The sequence below is a fragment of the Pseudoalteromonas sp. Scap03 genome, from assembly GCF_013393115.1.
GTDB lineage: Bacteria > Pseudomonadota > Gammaproteobacteria > Enterobacterales > Alteromonadaceae > Pseudoalteromonas.
Window position 1 is genome coordinate 1039846 of sequence record NZ_VDEU01000001.1, and the last position, 20063, is coordinate 1059908.

Sequence of the window (20063 nt, forward strand, 5' to 3'; positions counted from 1 at the left end):
TCGCAGTTTAGTTGTGGCAAGCAGGATGTTTAGTTAAATATTGCGCCAGAGCAATGACTTGTTTTTCAGTAAAGCGTAGTCCGAGCTTAGTTCTGCGCCACAATATATCTGCGCTGCTTTTTGCCCATTCATGGTTTACTAAGTAATCAACTTCTTTTGCATATAAGCCATGGCCAAAGTGATAACCTAAATCGCCGATTGCTTGACTTTTACCCAATAATTGATAGCTAAGCGTACCATAGCTGCGAGCCATACGTTTTAAGGTGTCGATTGGCAGCCAAGAATAGCTGCTTTCTAACTGTGCGATAAGGTATGCTTGGTTACTAAAGTCGCCACCTGGTAAAGGGGTGTCTTTCGTCCACGAGCGACTCAATTTTGGGTAAAGGGGCGCTAATTTATTAACGGCATTTTCTGCAAGCTTTCTATAGGTGGTAATTTTGCCACCAAATACGCTTAATAATGGGGCGTGATCAGCTTCATTATTTAATATCAGTTTGTAATCGCGGGTGACCGCTTGGGCATCCGTTGATTTGTCATCTAACAGCGGGCGCACGCCACTAAACGTGTGCACAATATCCGCTTTGCTTATTGGCTTTTTAAAGTAATGATTAGTAATACTGATCAGGTATTCGATTTCTTGCTCACTAATTTTTACATCAGCAATATCGCCGGAATAATCTTCATCAGTGGTGCCAATTAGTGAGTAATCTTGCTCATAAGGAATAACAAATACAATACGGTTATCCTCGTTTTGTAAAATATAGGCAACCGGCTGGCTATGAACTCGAGGCACCACAATGTGACTGCCTTTTACAAGGCGAACAGTATGTGGTGTGGGCTGGGTAAATACATCTTCAAATAATGACGCGACCCAAGGGCCTGCAGCATTTACAACACTTTTAGCCTTAATATTTAGGTGTTGCTTGCTAGCTTGCTGCTCTAAAATTACATTCCAATAGTTTGCGTTACGGGTGGCTTTAATACAGCGCGTGCGTGTTGCAATTGTGGCGCCCAAATTATGCGCTGCTTGTGCGTTTAAAATCACTAAGCGCGCGTCATCAACCCAGCAGTCTGCGTATTCAAAGCCTTGGGTGACGCTGCTGTTAAGTACGCTATCGCTGTTAAACTCAATCGCCTTTGAAGGGGGTAAAGTATTACGCCAGGCTAGATGGTCATAAATAAATAACCCCATGCGAATCATCCATGGCGAACGCAAATGTGCTTGGTGCGGCAGTCGAAAAGACAGTGGCCACATAATATGCGGTGCTTTTTTTAACAGTACTTCACGCTCACGCAAGGCCTCTCTTACCAATCTAAATTGATAATTCTCTAAATAGCGAAGCCCGCCATGAATAAGTTTGCTGCTATTAGAAGAGGTAGCAGAGGCTAAATCGTTCTGCTCACATAAGAGTACTTTTAAGCCACGACCACTAGCATCGGCTGCAATGCCAGCGCCGTTAATACCACCGCCAATAATGAGTAAGTCATATTCGTTGTCGTGTGCGCTCATAGATTTCCCTGTGTTTAGTCACTCTCGTCGTCAGTACTATTAGAAAGTCTAACTTGTGCAATGCAATGTAGCCACTTTGCGTATAAATCGTTGCGCTCTTCACTGCTCATGGTTGGTTCAAAGCGACGATCGCTTTTCCACATGTTGGCAAGCTGCGCAGTTGATTCATACACCCCAGTTTGCAGCCCTGCTAAGTAGGCAACCCCCAATGAAGTGGTTTCGGTTAAGGTTGGGCGTTCAACGCTTGCGCCTAAAATGTTAGCTAAAAATGCCATGGCCCAATTATTGTTTGCCATGCCGCCATCAACCCTTAAAATACTAGGACGAAGCCCGTCACCCTCCATGGCTTTTTGTAAATCTTTGGTTTGATAACCCACCGACTGTAAGGCAGCTGCCACAATAGTACTAATGCCTGAATCTCGGGTTAGGCCTAAAATAGCGCCTCTTGCATTTGCATCCCAATAGGGCGCTCCTAAGCCAGTAAACGAGGGCACTAAAAACACCCCATGATCTAAGGGAACACCTTTGACAAGGGCTTCACTTTCACCTGCGTTTTCTAATAACTTTAGGCCTTCTACTATCCACTGCATGGTGGCACCGGCCATAAAAATGCTGCCTTCAATCGCATAGGTGGGTTTGCCGTTGAGCCGATATGCAAGAGTGGTTAATAAACGATTATTTGATTTTAGTGCTTTATCGCCAGTGTTAAGCATTAAAAAGCAGCCCGTGCCGTAGGTGCTTTTTGCCATACCTTCTTCAAAACAGGCTTGACCAATTAAAGCCGCTTGCTGATCGCCTGCAATACCACAAATAGGAATTTCACTACCGAACAACTCGCCGCTTGTTATCCCAAAATCAGCCGCTGAGTCCATTACCTCAGGCAACATAGCCAGTGGGATATCAAATAAAGCCAGTAATTCTTCATCCCAGCATTGCTGATGAATATTAAACAGTAAAGTTCGTGAGGCATTAGTGGCATCGGTTTTGTGCACTTTACCGTCGGTTAATTGCCACAATAAGTAGGTATCTACCGTGCCAAATGCTAGTTCACCTGCATGTGCTTGCTCTTTAGCGCCAGTGACGTTATCTAAAATCCAACGAACTTTGGTTGCAGAAAAATAAGGGTCGAGTACTAAACCGGTTTTATCATTCACCATTTTTGTATGCCCAGCATGACGTAAACTATCGCAATATTCACTAGTGCGTCGGTCTTGCCATACAATCGCGTTATAAATAGGTTGCCCAGTTTTTTTATTCCACACTAAAGTGGTTTCTCGCTGATTAGCAATGCCGATGGCAATTATGTCGGCGGCGGTTACTTGTTGCTGCGCTAAGAGGTTTTTGACGCTGGTTAATACAGTTTGCCAAATATCTACAGGGTTGTGTTCAACCCAACCATTTTTTACAAAATGCTGAGGGAAGGTTTGTTGAGCACTCCCTATCATCTGTGCATCTTTGCTATATAAAATAGCCCGAGAGCTTGTCGTTCCTTGATCAATCGAGAGTAAGTATTTAGCCATAAAAAATAACGTTGTTTAATTTAGATAAAGATAGCTTGTCTTTAAGCTAAACGAATAGCAATGCTTTTGCACCATAATGGTTAAAATTATAGATTAGCAGAGGGTAGGAGAGGGAAATGATAATTAAATTATGGCGCCTATTATTTAATAGACGCCAAGCAATAGTGATTAATTAGTACTCGTTAATTGTTGATGTAACCAATCTTTTAATACCATTCTGTCGTGCTTTAGCTGCTGCATAGCTTCGTCATCGATAGGTGAATCTTGTAGTTCAAGTACCCGAATTTCTTTATCGATTTCATTGTATTGTTTTGCTTTAGTAGCAAAGTTTTCATCATTTGCATTGAGTTTTGCAATTGTTTGCGTGTAATCAGGAAAGTCTTTAGTTAATGAATGGTCTTCGCCTAACATAGGTTACTCCTTGCTTATACGTATTTAATGCGTTGTTGGATAATGCAGGTCACTTTACTGATAGACAGTTTGTAACTACTGAATTACTCATATAATAGAGCTTGGGCTGATTTAAAATAAATCAACCATTGCTGATTGTAAGCGAGCTATTTGTATTAGCTGAGCTGCAAAACACTGACACCTGCAAAGCCTTCAGTTAGAATATGCATGCAATAACCATCCGCCTAATTACTTTGAGTACTTTAATACATGCTTTTAATGATCGATAACTACGACTCGTTTACCTACAATTTGGTACAGTATTTTCAACGATTAGATCAAGAAGTGGTGGTAAAACGTAACGACCAAATAACGCTGAGCGAAATTAAACAGTTAAACCCCGATCATATTGTGATTTCTCCAGGCCCTAAAAGCCCAAGTGAAGCGGGAGTATCGTTATCTGTTGTAGAGCAATTTAAAGGAACTTATCCTATATTAGGTATTTGTTTGGGGCACCAAACTATTGCTCAGGTGCTAGGTGGAAAGGTGGTGCGCGCTAAACAGGTTATGCATGGAAAAACATCGCCAATTTATCACCAGCATCAAGGTATGTTTAAAGGTTTACCCAACCCGCTGACAGTGTGCCGCTACCATTCTTTAATTGTTGAAGCGCACTCATTGCCTAAAGAACTAGAAGTAACAGCATGGACACAAAGCAACACTGGGCTGCGTGATGAAATTATGGGATTGTTGCATAATGAGCTCGCACTTGAAGGCGTGCAGTTTCACCCTGAAGCAATTTTGACCGAGCAAGGCTTAGCCTTACTTGATAACTTTTTAACGCGCTTCTAGGCTTATACCTGTAAGCTATTTTCCTTTTTTGCCTTAAGATAGAGTTTATGACCGATACATTGCAGCAACAGCGAATTGTTAACGTGCTACACCAACGAGCGCATGATTTGCTACTGGGTCATAGTTTTGCTAATCAGCAAATAGGCTTTATTCATACCTTAGACCTCAATGACGGTAAACCCGTTAAAAAGCGTACCTTATTAGAAGTTGAAGTGGCCGCTCAGCAAAAGCGTCAACAAAAAAGTACTTCACATCAAAAGTTACAGGCAAAAACCAGTCAAAAATTACATACGGTTATTGAAACCGTGATGGCCAAACGTCTTGAAGACATAGATTTAGTCATCAAAGACACTGTTGGTATAGATGATAATGTGCCCGCTATACTTGATATTCTTGCAACACGCGCGGCATCGGTCGGTCGTTTAGAGCCGCTAATTAACGATTTAAACTGGCTTGGACGAGAGCTGGTTACCTTAGTTAATTTACCTTTTTATCGTAAGCAACGCAGTAAAGGCACCTCAGTCAAAGTAGATACCCCAGCATTGGCATTACGTTATTTAGGCTTAGACAACCTGCAACTGGTAGTGCCTACTTTTGCAGTGCGCCATTGGATGCCAAACAGCACCGCACCATTTCCGCTATTAAAGCGCAGGTTAAAAGACAACACTATGTCATGTGCTATTGCGGCACAAACTCTAGCGCAGCTTAATGGGTTAAATCCCATGCATGCATTTACCTTAGGCATGTTATTAAATGTGGGGCAAATTGCCTTAGTGCGCTTATACTTAAAAGTGTTTGAGCAAGTATGGCAACGCAAAATACAGCGTGCTCGTGAAGAAGGTGACAAAAACCTACACACTGCGTTGTTAGAGTTAAAACCTGACCCGCTATTTTTAACGACATTGCTGAATGAAAAATCACTGCTTGTTAGCACCAAGGTGATTGAAACCATGTCATTTAAATACTTACCCTTTAACACTGTTATGCAGCAGTTAGTGAATGGGACAGAAAAAGGTGATAGCTTATTGCCATTATCGCAAGTAATTTTAAAAGCTCGCTGCTACTCTCAGTACTTAAATTTAAAAGAGCACCAGCTTATTGAAGACGATGAATTACAAAGCTGGTTTAGCTATTATAAGTTTACAAAAAAAGAGTTAGAGACCTTACAAACAGCTAATTTTACTAATTTGGCACTTCAAATCGATTAAATCTGTTAATTTTTTTGCGACTATTCATTCACTTTAATTCTACTTATTCATGTGCAGTTGGTTTATAAGCGCTATGCTTTTTTCGTTGTAGAGGCGCTGACTAAGGTAAATGCACATCATTACTAGCTCTCAAATAGTTATTCACTATCTATGAAATAATATCTTAAGCCCTTTATTTTAAAGGGGTACATGAAAGTTTTTGAAGAGACATAACCCTAAATTTCTGAAATAATGAGCGCCTGAAAATTGAACCACAACGTAGTTTCAGGCAAATACATAGCTATTATTTTTTGCCGACACATTTGGTTATTAACAATAATCACACCCCTATTCTACTGCTTTGTGATGCACACAATTAAGAGGAAATAAAATGACAGTCAATCGCGAATTATTTGATCACGTAATGGTTCCTAACTACGCACCTTCAAGCGTAATTCCAGTTCGAGGCGAAGGCTCTCGTGTATGGGATCAACAAGGACGAGAGTTTATCGACTTTGCTGGTGGTATTGCCGTTAACTGTCTTGGCCACTGCCATCCTGCATTAGTGGGTGCATTAAAAGAGCAGGGCGAAAAAATTTGGCATTTATCAAATGTAATGACCAATGAGCCAGCGCTTCGCTTAGCTAAAAAAATGGTTGATGCGACTTTTGCAGAAAAAGTTTACTTTGCAAACTCAGGCGCAGAAGCAAACGAAGCGGCACTTAAATTAGCGCGTCGTTTTGCGCTTGATAAATTTGGTGCAGAAAAGTCACAAATTATCGCCTTTAATAAAGGTTTCCATGGTCGTACCTTCTTCACGGTTACTGTAGGCGGTCAAGCGGCTTACTCTGACGGTTTTGGCCCTAAGCCAGGCGACATTGTTCATTGTGACTACAATGACCTTGCCGCATTTGAAGCGTTGATTAGCGATAATACCTGTGCGGTAATGATGGAGCCAATTCAAGGTGAAGGCGGTATTATCTCGCCAACTGACGAATTTGCTCAAGGCGTTCGTGATTTATGTACTAAGCACAATGCATTGCTAATTTTTGATGAAGTGCAATCAGGTGTTGGTCGTACGGGTGAGCTATACGCATACCAAGGCTTAAACGTAGTACCTGACATTTTAACTTCAGCAAAAGCACTTGGTGGTGGTTTTCCAATTGGCGCTATGCTAACAACCACTGAGATTGCACAGCATCTTAAAGTAGGTACCCATGGTTCTACTTACGGCGGTAACCCACTAGCCTGTGCAGTTGCAGAAGCTGCATTTGATACAGTGAACAACCCAGAAGTATTAGCGGGCGTTAAAGCAAAAGCGGCGTTATTTACCGAGCTACTTAATGCGATTAACGAAAAGTACCATGTATTTAGTGAAATTCGTGGCCAAGGTTTATTAATCGGTGCCGTAGTTAATGAGCAGTACAAAGGGCGCGCTAAAGAGTTTTTAGTAGCCGGTACTGAGCATGGCTTAATGTCACTTGTAGCGGGTGCTGATGTGGTTCGTTTCACTCCATCTTTAGTAATACCAGAAGCTGATATTCGCGAAGGCATGGCACGCTTTGAAAAAGCTGTAGCCCACGTTGTAAACGCGTAATCGCTAATTCAACTTCTCTAAGGGCAAACATTGTTTGCCCTGCAGTTCCTATTTACCGTTATATATAAGGGAGTAAGCGGATTCATGATGATCCTTCGCCCAATCCAAAAAAGTGATTATGCAGCTTTAGTAACCATTGCCGACGAGTCGGGACATGGCTTTACTTCTTTACCTAATAATGAAGAGTTATTACAAAAGAAGATTGCACATTCAGTTAATTCATTTACAAAAACCACGTCACAGCCTGGTGATGAAGGGTACTTATTTGTTCTTGAAGATACTGAAACTGGTGAAGTAGTTGGTACTTCAGGTATTGAAGCGGCAGTTGGCTTAGATGACGCATTTTATCACTATCATTTGAGTAAAGTGATTCACTCTTCGCGCACGCTAGATGTATATAAAGCGGTAGATATTCTCACCCTTTGTAATGACTACACTGGGGCTACAGAGCTGTGTACGCTGTTTTTAAAAGACGGTTATCGTAAAAATTGTAACGGTAAGCTGCTTTCAAAAGCACGCTTTATGTTTATAAAACAGCACCAGCAACGCTTTGCACAAACCGTTATCGCAGAAATGCGTGGCGTATCTGACGAAAACGGCAGTAGCCCGTTTTGGCAGTGGCTTGAAGAGCACTTTTTCTCAATGGATTTTCCAACCGCAGATTATCTGACGGGAATTGGCCAAAAAGTGTTTATTGCTGAGTTAATGCCTAAATACCCAATTTACGTCAACTTATTGAGTAAAGAAGCGCAAGCGGTTATTGGTCAAGTACACGATAATACGCGCCCAGCTATTCAGTTATTAAAAAGTGAAGGCTTTACTTTTAATGGTTACGTCGACATTTTTGATGCAGGCCCAACCGTTGAAGCAAAAGTAGATAACATTGCTACTGTACGTAATGCACAAAACTTTAGTGTTGAAATTGGCGAAATGACAGGTGATACCATGGTATTGCTAGCCAATGATAAGCTTGAAGACTTTAGAGCAACCGTTGTTCCTATGGCATTTGATTCACGTTCAAACAGCCTTGTGCTTACGCAAGAACTTGCTGATGCATTACATTTAAAATCGGGCGACTTTGTTACTGCTACCCCAGTTTAATTTAGGAGAAAGTATATGACTCATCCTGCACAATTTATTAATGGTCAATGGTCGCAAGGCCAAGGCACAGAATTTAACTCAGTTAATCCTGCAAATAACGACGTTATTTGGCAGGCATCAGCTGCAAGCGCAGAGCAAGTAGATAGCGCTGTAGCATCAGCACGTGAAGCATTTTACAGTTGGGCTGATAAAAGCTTTAGCGAGCGTTTAGAGATTGTAAAAACCTTTGCTGCAACATTAAAAGAGCACAGCGAAGATCTAGCGGTTGCTATTGCACAAGAAACAGGTAAACCACTTTGGGAAACACGTACTGAAGCGGGCGCCATGGTAGGTAAAATTGCCATTGCTGAAAAAGCATTTTTAGAGCGTACTGGTGATGTTGAAAACGCTATGCCGCAAGGTCGTGCGATGATCCGTCATAAGCCACATGGTGTTGTTGCTGTATTTGGTCCTTACAACTTCCCTGGGCACTTACCAAATGGCCACATTGTACCTGCACTTTTAGCCGGTAATACTGTGGTATTTAAACCATCTGAACTTACACCTATGGTGGCTGAGCTAACCCTTAAACTATGGGAAAAAGCCGGTTTACCTGCTGGGGTAATTAACCTAGTTCAAGGTGAAGTAGAAACAGGTAAAGCATTGGCGTCACACAAAGGCATTGATGGTTTATTCTTTACTGGATCTTCACGTACGGGTCATATTTTACATGAACAGTTCGCAGGTCAACCAGGTAAAATTTTAGCGCTTGAAATGGGTGGTAATAATCCACTAATCGTTAAAGATGCAGAAGATACTCTTGCTGTAGTGCATGATATTGTGCAGTCTGCGTTTATCTCAAGCGGCCAACGTTGTACCTGTGCGCGTAAATTGTTTTTACCAACAGGCGCTAAAGGCGATGAAATTTTAGCGCGCTTAATTACAGCGACTAAAGCAATTAAAGTTGGTAACTACGACGACGCTGACCAACCGTTTATGGGTTCAATGATCTCAGCGGCCGCTGCTGCTGGTATGGTTAAAGCGCAAGACGAGTTAAAAGCCATGGGTGGTGACGTGTTAGTTGAGCTTGAGCATACAGCTAACACCGGTTTTGTTACACCAGGTATTATTGAGTGTACTAATATTAATGACTTCCCAGATGAAGAGCATTTTGGTCCACTTTTAAAAGTATTCCGCTTTGATGACTTTGACCAAGCAATTGATAAAGCAAACGACACTAGCTTTGGTTTATCAGCAGGTTTATTAAGTGATAACCAAGCTGATTACGATCATTTCTTACGTCGTATTCGTGCGGGTATTGTTAACTGGAACCGTCCAATTACAGGCGCCTCAAGTGCTGCGCCGTTTGGTGGTATTGGTGCCTCAGGTAATCATAGAGCGAGCGCTTATTACGCTGCCGATTACTGTGCATACCCTGTTGCTTCTGTGGAACTTGAAAAAGTAACCATGCCAGCAACATTAAGCCCAGGCTTAAAAATAGATTAAGTACTCTGAACGTTAGTTAAGTACTACTTAATTAGTATAAAAGCAGCTTCGGCTGCTTTTTTTGTATTGCAATCTCACAAAGCTAGCAATTATCAGTGCTTTCTGCTTAAATTAAGCAATCAGTATTTTTGAGGTAAATAAACGATGGTTTTAAACAGGCAAGGGTACGATGATTTAATAATGTACCTAACTCAGAACTTAGCGTTGTTTGAAAAGGCAGGTGAAATAAAGCCAGGTGCGCCAACCGTTATTGAGTTAATTGAAGATGTAATTGCCGAAAATGTCATACGCATTTGTCAACAACACCCAGACCTTTCTACAGAGCAACGCAGTCAAATTGTGCGCGAGGTTGATGGCATTGTTTACGATTTACAAGAAGTGCTTAGTAGTGTGACCTCTCACACTGTTACAGTAGAACAGCATGCTTTTATTGACGAGTTTGCTGGACTAGTTAAAAACTTATTTGATAACGCTATTAATTAATATTTCCCCCTTTAAAAACCACGCTTTATTCGCTATTTAATTTAAATGCGCGTGAGAGCCTGCGTGTAATGAATGCAAAATTAAACTAATGAGATAAAACAATGCAAGCAAATGTAAAATGGGTTGAAGGTAATACCTATATAGGCCGCTCTAATAGTAATCATAATGTGGTATTTGATGCGGGTAGTGACGGAGCAGCACCAAGCCCAATGGAAATGGTGCTTATGTCTGTCGGTGGCTGTTCATCGGTTGATGTGGTAAGTATTTTAAAAAAAACCAAGCAAGACTTCTCATCCGTTGATGTGCAATTAACTGCTGAACGAGCAGAAACAGCCCCGCGCGTGTTCACTAAAATTAATTTGCACTTTGTTGTAACTGGTAAGAATGTATCTGAAAAACACCTAGAGCGAGCGGTTTCGCTTTCTGCCGAAAAGTATTGCTCAGTTGCATTAATGCTTGATAAAACAGTAGAAATTACCCATAGCCATGAAGTTGTTGAAGATCAGGGAAAATAACGCTTTTTCCGTGAGTGAAATTCGTATAAAATCCGCGAACTTTTCATTCTGCAGGTGCAGATTTCACTAATTTATAGGTTGGTTTATATGAACAAACCCTTCGATAAACTTAAACTTCATGGCTTTAATAATTTAACTAAAAGCCTAAGCTTTAGTATTTACGATATTTGCTATGCAAAAACAGAGCAACAACGTAAAGAATATATAGAATATATCGATGAGCAGTATAGTGCAGATAGACTAACCGACATTTTAGGTGATGTGGTTGATATTATTGGTGCCAATATTTTAAATGTTGCACGTCAAGATTATGAGCCACAAGGTGCCAGTGTAACTATTTTAGTTTCAGAAGAGCCTGTAGAAGAGCAGCAAAACTATGATGCTGACGAAGCACCAGGGCCATTACCTGACTCAGTGGTTGCACACCTTGATAAAAGCCACATTTGTGTTCACACATACCCTGAAGCACACCCAGATGATGGTATTTGTACTTTCCGTGCGGATATTGAAGTATCAACCTGTGGCATTATCTCGCCGCTTAAAGCGTTAAACTTCTTAATCCATAGTCTTGAGTCTGATGTAGTAACGATTGATTACCGCGTACGTGGTTTTACCCGTGATGTAAACGGCGTTAAACATTACATTGATCATGCAATTAATTCGATTCAAAACTTCATGACAGAAGATACCAAAGAAGCGTACCAAATGATGGACGTGAACGTGTATCAAGAAAACCTGTTCCATACCAAAATGATGTTAAAAGAAACCGATTTAAATACGTATTTATTTGGTTTATCTACTGATGATTTGTCAGATGACGAAGAAGAAGAGATTCGCTCAAAGCTAACACGTGAAATGCAAGAAATATTCTATGGCCGTAACCTGCCAGATACAGAATAATAGCAATTAGATTAAATAAAAATGGCGCTCATTGAGCGCCATTTTTGTATGTGTTGTTTAATGCTACTTAACAAGTAATAACTGGGTTTGTCGGCCATTGAGGTACCACACACCGGTTTTATCAAACATAGCATCTTCTTCAAGCATTATTCTTATTTCTTTATTCCACGGTTTTATAAACACCGCATTGTTAAGCTCAATCGAGTACGCCGTGTTTAAATGCAACGGGTAATCGCCATCCCCCGGCACACCTTGCTGAGCATCCCACATACCTAGTGTTGTACCAGCTGCATGACCATGATAGCCGAGCGGGTGAGTATAAATAGTGGGCTTTAACCCCTGTGCAATGGCTTTTTCGCGGGCGGCTTTTAATACCTGATTACCTGTTTTCCCAGCTGTAAATTCAGCCGTAAAAATGTCTTGTAGCTTATTGCCCTTTTTTAACGCATCAACAAGGTAATCGGGGGCTTTTGTTTCGTCTGGTTTTAAAACATAAGCGTGTTGTTGAGTGTCTGTATTTAAACGCAAATAATTAATACCAAAATCGATATGTAATAAGTCGCCTGCTTGAATAACATTATCGGCATAGCCGTTGGTAAAGCTGTCTTCGTGGTCGAACGATTTACTGTCGGCGCGTTGTATTGCAATACTAGGGTGAAACCACGTTTGCAGCTTAAGCTCCCTTACGCGCTCTCTAAACCACCATACTAAGTCGTCGCTGGTTGTTTTGCCCACCGTAATTACTTTATTTGAAAAGCCCTCAGCAATAATAGAGTGAGCAATAGCAACAATGTGTTTGTACATGTCCACTTCTTCTGGAATGCGTTGCTCTAACCATGCAACAGCCAGCGGCTCGGCTGAGGTTATTTTATTTTTATATATCGCAGGTAAGTTGGCCATTAAAGTGGTGTAATCGCCAAGCACTAGCCCATCGGCATGTGCCCAATCTGTAGATGTGTTGAGAGCAATATTTCGCGGTTGGTATTGCTCAATAAGCGTATTGAGCGCTTGCCACTGATTAGGCTGTGCTTGCTTATCCCAGGCTTTTTTAAAAACACTCCCTATTTTGTAAGGCGCAATTGCAAAGGCGTCAACACCGCCTTGTTTGTTAACTGCAAATAATAAAATAGTGGTGCGCCTTGCCGAGAGCCATGTAGCAGGCAGCATGGTTTTTAATATCGGGTCTTCATTATATTCGCGGCTTATCATTAGCCACATATCTATACTGTGTTGCTGCATTAATGTGGGTAATAAAGTCTTAATACGTTTTTCGGTAATGCTATCGATAAACGCAGCCCTTTCTTTCATTGATAGAATAGTAGGGGGCTCAGCGGCTTTAATGTCAGGGCTAAATAGTATGAGTATAAAAGTGAGTAAAAAAACGTATTTATTATTTTGCATGGCTGGCTTGTTTTTTAAACGAATATATAAGCTAACATTGCACAAACAATAAGATAAACAAATCATTTGCGATAAATCGTAGACACAAAAAAGCCCAGCAAAATACTGGGCTTTTGTAATAAATACTGCTTAGCCAAGCATGCTGTACAGTAACGCAAATACAGCTAATGAGCCAACAGCCAGTACAAATAAGGTACTTAAACGGTTACGGTATTTTTGTAAGCTAGGCACTTTGTAAACTGCAATCATTGGCATAATGAATAAAATCATCGCAATGATTGGCCCCGATAACTGATCCATCATATCTAGTATGCTTGGGTTCTTAACCGCGCAGAACCAAATAGCGAAAAACATCAGTACCGCACCCACTTTGTCAGCGACTTTAGGGCTCATGCTTGAGTGTTTAGTCACTAACCCAGTAAAGCTTTCGCGTGCCCCTAAAAAGTGACCTAAAAACGACGACATAATCGCAATAAAGGCAACCAAAGGTCCCAGCGTTGCAATGAATGAGTTTTCTGTAATATTAGCCAAGTAAGATAAAACAGAGACGTTTGCCGCTTTTGCTTCAGCCATTTGGTCGCCGGTAAGCGATAACACGCATGAGAACACAAATAATAAAACAAAGGTGATCAGCAATAAGCTAGTGCGCTTTAAAATCGCTTCTGACTTAGACGTTGCTAGGTCACCGTAGTGACTACGTTGCTTATTAACAAAGCTTGAAATAGCCGCTGCATGGCTAAACGAAAACACAATAATAGGAATCGATAACCAAAGTGTTTTACTAAAGCTACCTAGCTCAGGCAAAGCTGTATCGGGCATTTGCCAGCTTGGGATTAAATACAAAGACAAAAAGAATAAAATACCCACTAGCGGGTACACTAAAATAGCAAAGGCGCGCAGCATTAAGCGTTCACCGCCCATCATTAAGCCAATCATTAGTGCAACTAAAATACCCGATAAAGCAACGCGTGACGGCGACTCCATCCCTAACTGATTGACCATAAAGCTGTCTACCGTATTGGTTAAACCCACACCGTAAATAAGCAAAATAGGAAAAATTGATAAAAAGTATAATAAGGAGATCAGTCGACCCGCGTTTACGCCAAAGTGTTCTTCTACTACATCGGTAAAATCAGCCTCTTTATTTTTTGATGATAATACAAAACGCGCCAAACCACGGTGCGCTAAAAAGGTCATTGGAAAGGCTAAACACGCCATAATAATCAGTGGCCAAAAACCACCAATACCAATATTAATCGGTAAAAATAAAATACCAGCACCTACTGCGGTGCCAAAAAGGCTCAGTGTCCACTGCGTATCGTGCAGGTTCCATTTTGACTTAGACGTGTGTGCGTCTTGTGCTGGTGCATTTGAAAGCGTTGCACCTTGAGATGTTGTCATGTGTGTATATCCATTATTTATCATAATAATTGCGCCGAAGAATATAGTTTTTAACCACACATTTCATGTGTTTTTATGTCTTGGATATAAATTTGTTGTAGCGTATTAGTTACTGACTGTCACGAATATGAAACAGTGTTTAAAAGCTGCGCAGTTAGTGCAGGAATATGCTGCGAAATGCGTGAATAATCAGCAAAGATGCTATTGAAGGAGGGACATACAATTTGAAAAGTTATTTTCAAGCCAATGTGTACTTGGTATGCATTAACCAGCGAATGGTTGGTAAGGGTATTATGAGAATTGAAAATATTTGGCCACTTTCTTGCCCAGTTAATTGATAACTAACAACTCAAAGCGAGTTTTACCCTGTAATATTGAAGCCATTAATCGGAACTTCATAAGAGATTTTTTCTAAACTCCGTTATACTTTCTACAATTTAATCAGCCAACTGAAGTAAATAGGCCGCTAACTGCAATGAGCAAAGACATTCTTTTCCATACTATTTTTGTGCATGAAACCAGTAAAACATGGGTAGTATTTGTTCATGGCGCAGGGGGGAGTTCGGCAATCTGGTTTCGTCAGCTTAAAGCTTATAAAAAAGAATATAATGTGTTGTTGCTTGATCTTCGTGGTCACGGTAAATCAAATGATCTATTACAAAACTTTGTTGATAATAATTACTCATTTAATAATGTCTCTAAAGACATTATCGATGTGTTAGATCATAACAATATAACCAGCGCACATTTTGTTGGTATTTCATTGGGCACAATTCTTATTCGAAATATTGCAGAAATTGCCCCGCAATATGTTTCTAGTATGGTGCTAGGTGGGGCGGTTACTCGTTTTAATACCCGTAGTAATACATTGGTTTATTTAGGCAATACCTTTAAACACTTGTTGCCTTACATGTGGTTGTATCGTTTATTTGCTTTTATTATGATGCCGAAAAAGCGTCATAAAGAGTCTCGACTTTTGTTTATTCGTGAAGCAAAACGCTTGTGCCAAAAAGAGTTTATAAAATGGTTTAAATTAGCCATGGACGTAAATCCTTTAATGCAGTATTTCAAAGAAAAAGACATTGATATACCCATTCTTTACATTATGGGTAAAGAAGAGCATATGTTCCTTGGCCCGGTTAAAGAAATGGTTAAGCGCCATAAAAATAGCGTATTGCAAACCATTCACCATTGCGGCCATGTTTGTAACGTAGAACGCCCAGACTTATTCAATCAACACTCGCTTGCTTTTATAGCACAGCAAAATCGTTAGGGGTTACCGCTTTTAAAAAGTGTTTAATTCATGGTAGGTAATTAGAAAAACTTATAACCGATATTACTAGCAAACTGGAGCAGGTCATTCTTTTGGACTTTTATCGAAAACTAAAAACAAGGCCTTACTCCATGTCATACTTTTTACACATAGTAGAATACCTCGCTTAAATATAATTGGTAATCATTTACACAGTTTGCTACTAATAGATGTTCACAAAATAAGAACGCGCTCATGTGAACTATAAGGATGTAATTTGAGCAAGTTACTAGAATGCAGGGAAGTGTGTGAGAATATGTTTAGTTTTAATATCATTACTTCTTAATGGGTGCTCTCCAATTTGGGAGGAGCAACACTTATAAAGTGTATTACATTGATGATACCAAAAGGTTAGGTTACAGCCTTGATCAGGGCGCATATATTGGGCGACTCGATGAACTAATAAATATTAAATCTAACGAAAAAAATATTTCGGCTTATGCTTGTCCGAATAAGGTTTGTGCTTTTTACTATATTGATAAAGTCAAAGATAACAAGTTTGCTGAACACAACGAATTTGTTTATGGACCATACACAAAAGCTCAATTTTCAGCGATAACTAAAAAATTAGGGTTACCGACTATAAATTCCATCGCTAACAACGCAATTTAATAAAGGCTAAAAACTTTACTTAGATTTTCACAGGCTACAACACGTCCAAATCTTTTAACTAAAACGCCTATTAAGGTTTATAAATAAAGAACTTAAAGAACAAATAAAGGCGGTCAGTATGGATAAAAAGAAAGCCATTGTTATATTATTCGGTATTTTATGGTTTGTGTTAGGAGCTACTTTTTTCATAGGTTTTGAGTCAGTAGAAAAGTTGTTGTTTTGCGTGTTTGTATTTTTCTTTTGTTATAGATATATCTATGCATTTATATTAAAAAGAAGTATTTATGCACCATATACCGGTGAGGAAATTTCTCCTACTGAAGGTAATTTAATAAAGCGGCTCTTTATGCTGATTATAGGCATCGGTGCGTGTACCTATTTTACTTTCTTTATCTCTTAAAAAGCATACTTGACCAAAAGCCTGAACAAACCCTAATAGAAAAGGTTATATTATCACTTGGTATGTTCATAACCTTGCTGTGTTTTAGTGCACTTTATCATTCGTGGACAAGTTCTTGTTTAGTGCGAAATAGCGAGGATGGTTAACGGGTACTTGTTGGGTTCCACTCAACCCAACCTAAGGTGTTTAGGTTTACATCGAGCTGCTCGTGGCTAACAGCTCGAAACTCTTAGCTTTTATTATTCCACCGCACTCACCACAAAATACGGATTCAAATATTCATCTTTGCTGTTATAGACAAGCGGGCTGCCATCGAGCTTAGTCACTTTTGCACCGGCTATTTCAGCAATGGCATGGCCTGCGCCGGTATCCCATTCACAGGTTGGGCCTAAGCGTGGGTAAATGTCGGCACTGCCCTCGGCGACTAAACACAGTTTGAGTGAGCTGCCTTTTGACACCATTTCAACCTCATCAAAGCGTTTTACAAATTCAGCTAAATCAGGAGAGGGGTGCGAGCGACTGCCTACAACACGTATAAGGCCTTTGTTAGGTTTGGTGGTAACTTTAAGCTCGATGCGCTCATCGCCTTTGTCTTTAAAAGCACCAATGGCTTCGGCGGCTATGTACGATACACCTAGCGCAGGGGCATCAACCACAGCTAAAACTGGTTTGCCGTTTTCGATTAGGGCAATATTAACGGTAAACTCGCCGTTCTTTTTAATAAATTCTTTGGTGCCATCAATTGGGTCAACCAGCCAATAGCTGTTCCATGTTTGGCGTACGTCCCAACCAATATCTGCACTTTCTTCACTCAATACAGGAATGTCTGGAGTGAGCTTTTTGAGCCCTGCACTAATGATTTTATGAGCTGCTAAGTCGGCGTCGGTTACGGGGCTTTCATCAGCTTTGTATTCAACGTTAAAGTCTTTGTTGTAAATACCCATAATCGCGCTTCCCGCTTCGCGAGCGAGAATAAGGGTTTCTTCTAGCAGTTCAGTTTGGTTCATTACATGGGCCTATAGTATATGCTGATGTTTTAGATACGTTATCAGTTGAGCTACCGATTGGTCTAGGGTGTTTTTACTGGTATCTAAAATTATTTCAGGATTAACCGGCGGCTGGTAAGTTGAATCAATCCCAGTAAAGTGTTTAATTTCACCGGCGCGTGCCTTTTTATATAAGCCTTTTGGGTCGCGACTTTCACACACCTCAAGAGGGGTGTCGATGAATACTTCGATAAATTCACCCTCATCAACTAACTCACGAACCATGTCGCGCTCAGCTTTAAAAGGAGATATAAACGCAGTAAGGACTAACAAACCAGCATCAACCATTAGCTTGGCGGTTTCGCCTACGCGGCGGATATTCTCAACGCGATCGGCATCACTAAAACCTAAATCTTTACATAAACCATGGCGTACATTGTCGCCATCAAGTAAATAGGTGTGTGCGCCTTGCTGATTGAGTGCTGCTTCTAGTGCATTCGCAACGGTGCTTTTACCTGAGCCAGAAAAACCAGTAAACCATATAATAGCGCTCTTATGATTTTTTTGTTCACTGCGCTGCATTTTAGTAGTGGCGTAATTATGCCAAACAATATTGTTATCCATTTGCTGTGTCTCTTTATGCTATAAGCGCGGGCATTAAAACGGAAATACCAGCGGGATCAAAGTTAGTACGGTAATTGAATAAATAATAGAAAGCGGTAGCCCCATCATTACATAGTCTTTAAGTCGATAGTTACCTGCGCTATAAACCATCAGGTTAGTTTGATAACCAAAAGGTGAAATAAAGCTGGCTGAAGCGCCAAATGCAACTGCCATAATAAACGGCAAAGGTTCTACGTTAAAGCCAATGGCTAGTGAGTAGGCAACCGGGAACGATAGCGCTGCTGCGGCATTATTGGTGATTAATTCGGTGAATAATACGGTCATTAAAAAGATAGCGATAAACGCGCCATAAGGGCCAAAGTCGCCTAGCACTACAAACATGGCGTCTGATATTTGCCCAGCAAGGCCGGTGCCTATCATCAGCTTAGCTAAACCTATGGCACTGCCCACGACAGCAAGTAACTCAATAGGAAAACGGCGCTTTATTTCGCTTAGCTTAATAGTACCACACAGCATTAGGCCAATAAGAAACACTAACAAGCCTTTAACCAGCGGTACTGCACCTAAAATACTTAATCCCAGCACACCCGCAAAGCTTAACAACACAATATTTGATTGCTTTGTACCGAGGTGGGTTTGTAAATCAAGCCCTGAAATATACACAAACTCGCGTTTTAAGTTAGTTAAGTCATAAAAGCTTTTACCAGGGGCAAGAATTAATGAGTCACCCGCTTGTAATCGCACTTGTCCAAGCCCGCCTTGTAAGCGGTCATGCCCACGGCGAATAGCAATAACGGCTGCATGAAATTGTTCTCTAAAGCGGGCTTCTTTTACCGTTTTGCCAATTAACTTAGACGATTGGCTAACGACAACTTCAACGAGGTGTTCTATGTCTTTTTCGTGTTTGTCGTGCACCACTTTTAAGCCATCAAAGCGAGTAAGCAAAGGTACTGACTTTATGTCGCCCACAAACAGCAGTATGTCGTCTTGTTGAATAATATGTTGGGGGGTCACGGCGCAAATTCGGTTGCCGTCACGAATAATTTCAGCCAAAAACAAGTCTTTTAGATCGCGTAAACCGTTTTCCTCTACAGTACAATTTATTAACTTTGAGCCAGTTTGCACTTTCCCTTCTAAATAAAAAGGCACTACCTCTTGGCTATTTTTACCGTTGTCGGGCAGGCATTTTAGCATCACCAAAATAGTAATTAAGCCCACACTAAGAGCGCCTAAACCCACCAAGGTAAAATCAAAAAAGCCCAGTGGCGCCATGCCCGCATCTACTGCAAAGCCATTTACGATTAAGTTAGTAGAGGTGCCAATAAGCGTAATAGTACCCCCTAAAATCGCGGTGTACGACAAGGGCAGCAATAGCTTTGAGGGAGAGTGGTTTGGGTTATCCTTTATGGCGGTAATTAATGAGGCAACTACCGCGGTATTATTAGTAAACGACGATAAAAAGGCAGTAGACAGCCCTAGTTTAGTTACTGACTTAACTAAACTACCACTGGATAACGATTTGGCTAAGCGCTGAATAAGCGTGGTTTTTTCTATTGCTATCGACACTAAAATTAATAACACTAAAGTAATTAATGATGAGTTAGTGTAATTAACCAGCATGCTTTCTAAATCTATTAACCCGGTTAGGTAGCTGGTGCCTATGGCACTAACAAATAACCATGCAGGATTAATACGGGTGCCAAAAAGGCACCCGACTAAAAGCAACATAATGCCTGTTAAAATGAGCTGTTCTACCATGCTTTAAATGTTCCTAACAGGCGTTCATT

The 20063-nt window shown here is 40.7% G+C and carries 19 protein-coding genes; 11 read left to right on the forward strand and 8 right to left on the reverse strand.

What is annotated here, in order from left to right; translation table 11 throughout:
- Positions 1-7: 7 nt before the first annotated feature.
- The 3 genes from glpD to FHG08_RS04750 form a co-directional block, all read right to left on the reverse strand.
- Complete coding sequence (gene glpD / locus FHG08_RS04740; protein ID WP_178954629.1) at positions 8-1510, reverse strand: glycerol-3-phosphate dehydrogenase; 1503 nt, start codon at positions 1508-1510, stop codon at positions 8-10.
- Positions 1511-1524: 14 nt separating this feature from the next.
- Positions 1525-3030 (reverse strand): glycerol kinase GlpK, encoded by a 1506-nt coding sequence (gene glpK, locus FHG08_RS04745; protein ID WP_178954631.1) that lies wholly within the window; start codon positions 3028-3030, stop codon positions 1525-1527.
- Between the two features lie 168 nt (positions 3031-3198).
- Positions 3199-3441 carry a YdcH family protein gene (locus tag FHG08_RS04750; RefSeq protein ID WP_054202764.1) on the reverse strand — a complete coding sequence of 81 codons (243 nt, stop codon included), beginning with the start codon at positions 3439-3441 and terminating at the stop codon, positions 3199-3201.
- A 249-nt stretch (positions 3442-3690) separates the two neighbouring features.
- On the opposite strand from FHG08_RS04750, the gene FHG08_RS04755 reads away from it, so the two are divergent.
- From FHG08_RS04755 to speD, 8 genes are all read left to right on the forward strand, one after another.
- Entirely contained in the window at positions 3691-4272 is a 582-nt protein-coding gene (locus tag FHG08_RS04755) for an aminodeoxychorismate/anthranilate synthase component II (protein ID WP_010392074.1), read from the forward strand.
- A 47-nt stretch (positions 4273-4319) separates the two neighbouring features.
- On the forward strand, positions 4320-5480 hold the full coding sequence (locus tag FHG08_RS04760) for an HDOD domain-containing protein (RefSeq protein ID WP_109875693.1): 1161 nt from the start codon (positions 4320-4322) through the stop codon (positions 5478-5480).
- A gap of 370 nt (positions 5481-5850) precedes the next feature.
- Positions 5851-7056, forward strand: a complete 1206-nt coding sequence (locus FHG08_RS04765; RefSeq protein ID WP_008108435.1) for an aspartate aminotransferase family protein — start codon at positions 5851-5853, stop codon at positions 7054-7056.
- 84 nt (positions 7057-7140) lie between these two features.
- Positions 7141-8157 carry an arginine N-succinyltransferase gene (astA, locus tag FHG08_RS04770; RefSeq protein WP_055012478.1) on the forward strand — a complete coding sequence of 339 codons (1017 nt, stop codon included), beginning with the start codon at positions 7141-7143 and terminating at the stop codon, positions 8155-8157.
- A 15-nt stretch (positions 8158-8172) separates the two neighbouring features.
- Positions 8173-9642, forward strand: a complete 1470-nt coding sequence (gene astD / locus FHG08_RS04775; protein WP_178954633.1) for a succinylglutamate-semialdehyde dehydrogenase — start codon at positions 8173-8175, stop codon at positions 9640-9642.
- Positions 9643-9786: 144 nt separating this feature from the next.
- Complete coding sequence (locus FHG08_RS04780; protein WP_178954635.1) at positions 9787-10125, forward strand: DUF3802 family protein; 339 nt, start codon at positions 9787-9789, stop codon at positions 10123-10125.
- 101 nt (positions 10126-10226) lie between these two features.
- Entirely contained in the window at positions 10227-10640 is a 414-nt protein-coding gene (locus FHG08_RS04785; protein ID WP_138606675.1) for an OsmC family protein, read from the forward strand.
- Between the two features lie 87 nt (positions 10641-10727).
- Positions 10728-11540, forward strand: a complete 813-nt coding sequence (gene speD, locus FHG08_RS04790) for an adenosylmethionine decarboxylase (RefSeq protein ID WP_010392088.1) — start codon at positions 10728-10730, stop codon at positions 11538-11540.
- A gap of 63 nt (positions 11541-11603) precedes the next feature.
- Here the strand turns inward: speD and FHG08_RS04795 are convergent, their stop codons facing one another.
- Positions 11604-12941, reverse strand: coding sequence for a M24 family metallopeptidase (locus FHG08_RS04795; protein ID WP_138623550.1), 1338 nt, complete (start codon positions 12939-12941; stop codon positions 11604-11606).
- Positions 12942-13070: 129 nt separating this feature from the next.
- Positions 13071-14342 (reverse strand): aromatic amino acid transport family protein, encoded by a 1272-nt coding sequence (locus tag FHG08_RS04800; RefSeq protein ID WP_138623552.1) that lies wholly within the window; start codon positions 14340-14342, stop codon positions 13071-13073.
- Positions 14343-14817: 475 nt separating this feature from the next.
- Between FHG08_RS04800 and FHG08_RS04805 the strand changes: the two genes are divergently transcribed.
- From FHG08_RS04805 to FHG08_RS04815, 3 genes are all read left to right on the forward strand, one after another.
- Positions 14818-15615: an alpha/beta fold hydrolase gene (locus FHG08_RS04805; protein WP_178954637.1), complete on the forward strand. Its 798-nt coding sequence runs from the start codon at positions 14818-14820 to the stop codon at positions 15613-15615.
- A gap of 363 nt (positions 15616-15978) precedes the next feature.
- The gene (locus FHG08_RS04810) at positions 15979-16266 is read left to right on the forward strand and encodes a hypothetical protein (protein ID WP_178954639.1); all 288 of its coding nucleotides are present in this window, start codon (positions 15979-15981) and stop codon (positions 16264-16266) included.
- 118 nt (positions 16267-16384) lie between these two features.
- Entirely contained in the window at positions 16385-16666 is a 282-nt protein-coding gene (locus FHG08_RS04815; protein ID WP_008468821.1) for a hypothetical protein, read from the forward strand.
- Between the two features lie 239 nt (positions 16667-16905).
- Here the strand turns inward: FHG08_RS04815 and cysQ are convergent, their stop codons facing one another.
- The 3 genes from cysQ to FHG08_RS04830 are packed head-to-tail and all read right to left on the reverse strand — an operon-like array spanning position 16906 to position 20034.
- Positions 16906-17673, reverse strand: a complete 768-nt coding sequence (gene cysQ, locus FHG08_RS04820) for a 3'(2'),5'-bisphosphate nucleotidase CysQ (RefSeq protein ID WP_178954641.1) — start codon at positions 17671-17673, stop codon at positions 16906-16908.
- 9 nt (positions 17674-17682) lie between these two features.
- Complete coding sequence (cysC, locus tag FHG08_RS04825) at positions 17683-18276, reverse strand: adenylyl-sulfate kinase (protein WP_178954643.1); 594 nt, start codon at positions 18274-18276, stop codon at positions 17683-17685.
- Positions 18277-18309: 33 nt separating this feature from the next.
- Positions 18310-20034: an SLC13 family permease gene (locus FHG08_RS04830; protein WP_178954644.1), complete on the reverse strand. Its 1725-nt coding sequence runs from the start codon at positions 20032-20034 to the stop codon at positions 18310-18312.
- Positions 20035-20063 lie beyond the last annotated feature (29 nt).

Coding starts and splice junctions, on each gene's coding strand:
- FHG08_RS04765 (WP_008108435.1), top strand. CDS start 5,851: ATGACAGTCAATCGCGAATTATTTGATCACGTAATGGTTCCTAACTAC.
- FHG08_RS04760 (WP_109875693.1), top strand. CDS start 4,320: ATGACCGATACATTGCAGCAACAGCGAATTGTTAACGTGCTACACCAA.
- FHG08_RS04780 (WP_178954635.1), top strand. CDS start 9,787: ATGGTTTTAAACAGGCAAGGGTACGATGATTTAATAATGTACCTAACT.
- glpD (WP_178954629.1), bottom strand. CDS start 1,510: ATGAGCGCACACGACAACGAATATGACTTACTCATTATTGGCGGTGGT.
- FHG08_RS04805 (WP_178954637.1), top strand. CDS start 14,818: ATGAGCAAAGACATTCTTTTCCATACTATTTTTGTGCATGAAACCAGT.
- astD (WP_178954633.1), top strand. CDS start 8,173: ATGACTCATCCTGCACAATTTATTAATGGTCAATGGTCGCAAGGCCAA.
- FHG08_RS04750 (WP_054202764.1), bottom strand. CDS start 3,441: ATGTTAGGCGAAGACCATTCATTAACTAAAGACTTTCCTGATTACACG.
- cysC (WP_178954643.1), bottom strand. CDS start 18,276: ATGGATAACAATATTGTTTGGCATAATTACGCCACTACTAAAATGCAG.
- FHG08_RS04755 (WP_010392074.1), top strand. CDS start 3,691: ATGCTTTTAATGATCGATAACTACGACTCGTTTACCTACAATTTGGTA.
- FHG08_RS04800 (WP_138623552.1), bottom strand. CDS start 14,342: ATGACAACATCTCAAGGTGCAACGCTTTCAAATGCACCAGCACAAGAC.
- FHG08_RS04785 (WP_138606675.1), top strand. CDS start 10,227: ATGCAAGCAAATGTAAAATGGGTTGAAGGTAATACCTATATAGGCCGC.
- speD (WP_010392088.1), top strand. CDS start 10,728: ATGAACAAACCCTTCGATAAACTTAAACTTCATGGCTTTAATAATTTA.
- glpK (WP_178954631.1), bottom strand. CDS start 3,030: ATGGCTAAATACTTACTCTCGATTGATCAAGGAACGACAAGCTCTCGG.
- FHG08_RS04830 (WP_178954644.1), bottom strand. CDS start 20,034: ATGGTAGAACAGCTCATTTTAACAGGCATTATGTTGCTTTTAGTCGGG.
- FHG08_RS04795 (WP_138623550.1), bottom strand. CDS start 12,941: ATGCAAAATAATAAATACGTTTTTTTACTCACTTTTATACTCATACTA.
- astA (WP_055012478.1), top strand. CDS start 7,141: ATGATGATCCTTCGCCCAATCCAAAAAAGTGATTATGCAGCTTTAGTA.
- FHG08_RS04815 (WP_008468821.1), top strand. CDS start 16,385: ATGGATAAAAAGAAAGCCATTGTTATATTATTCGGTATTTTATGGTTT.
- cysQ (WP_178954641.1), bottom strand. CDS start 17,673: ATGAACCAAACTGAACTGCTAGAAGAAACCCTTATTCTCGCTCGCGAA.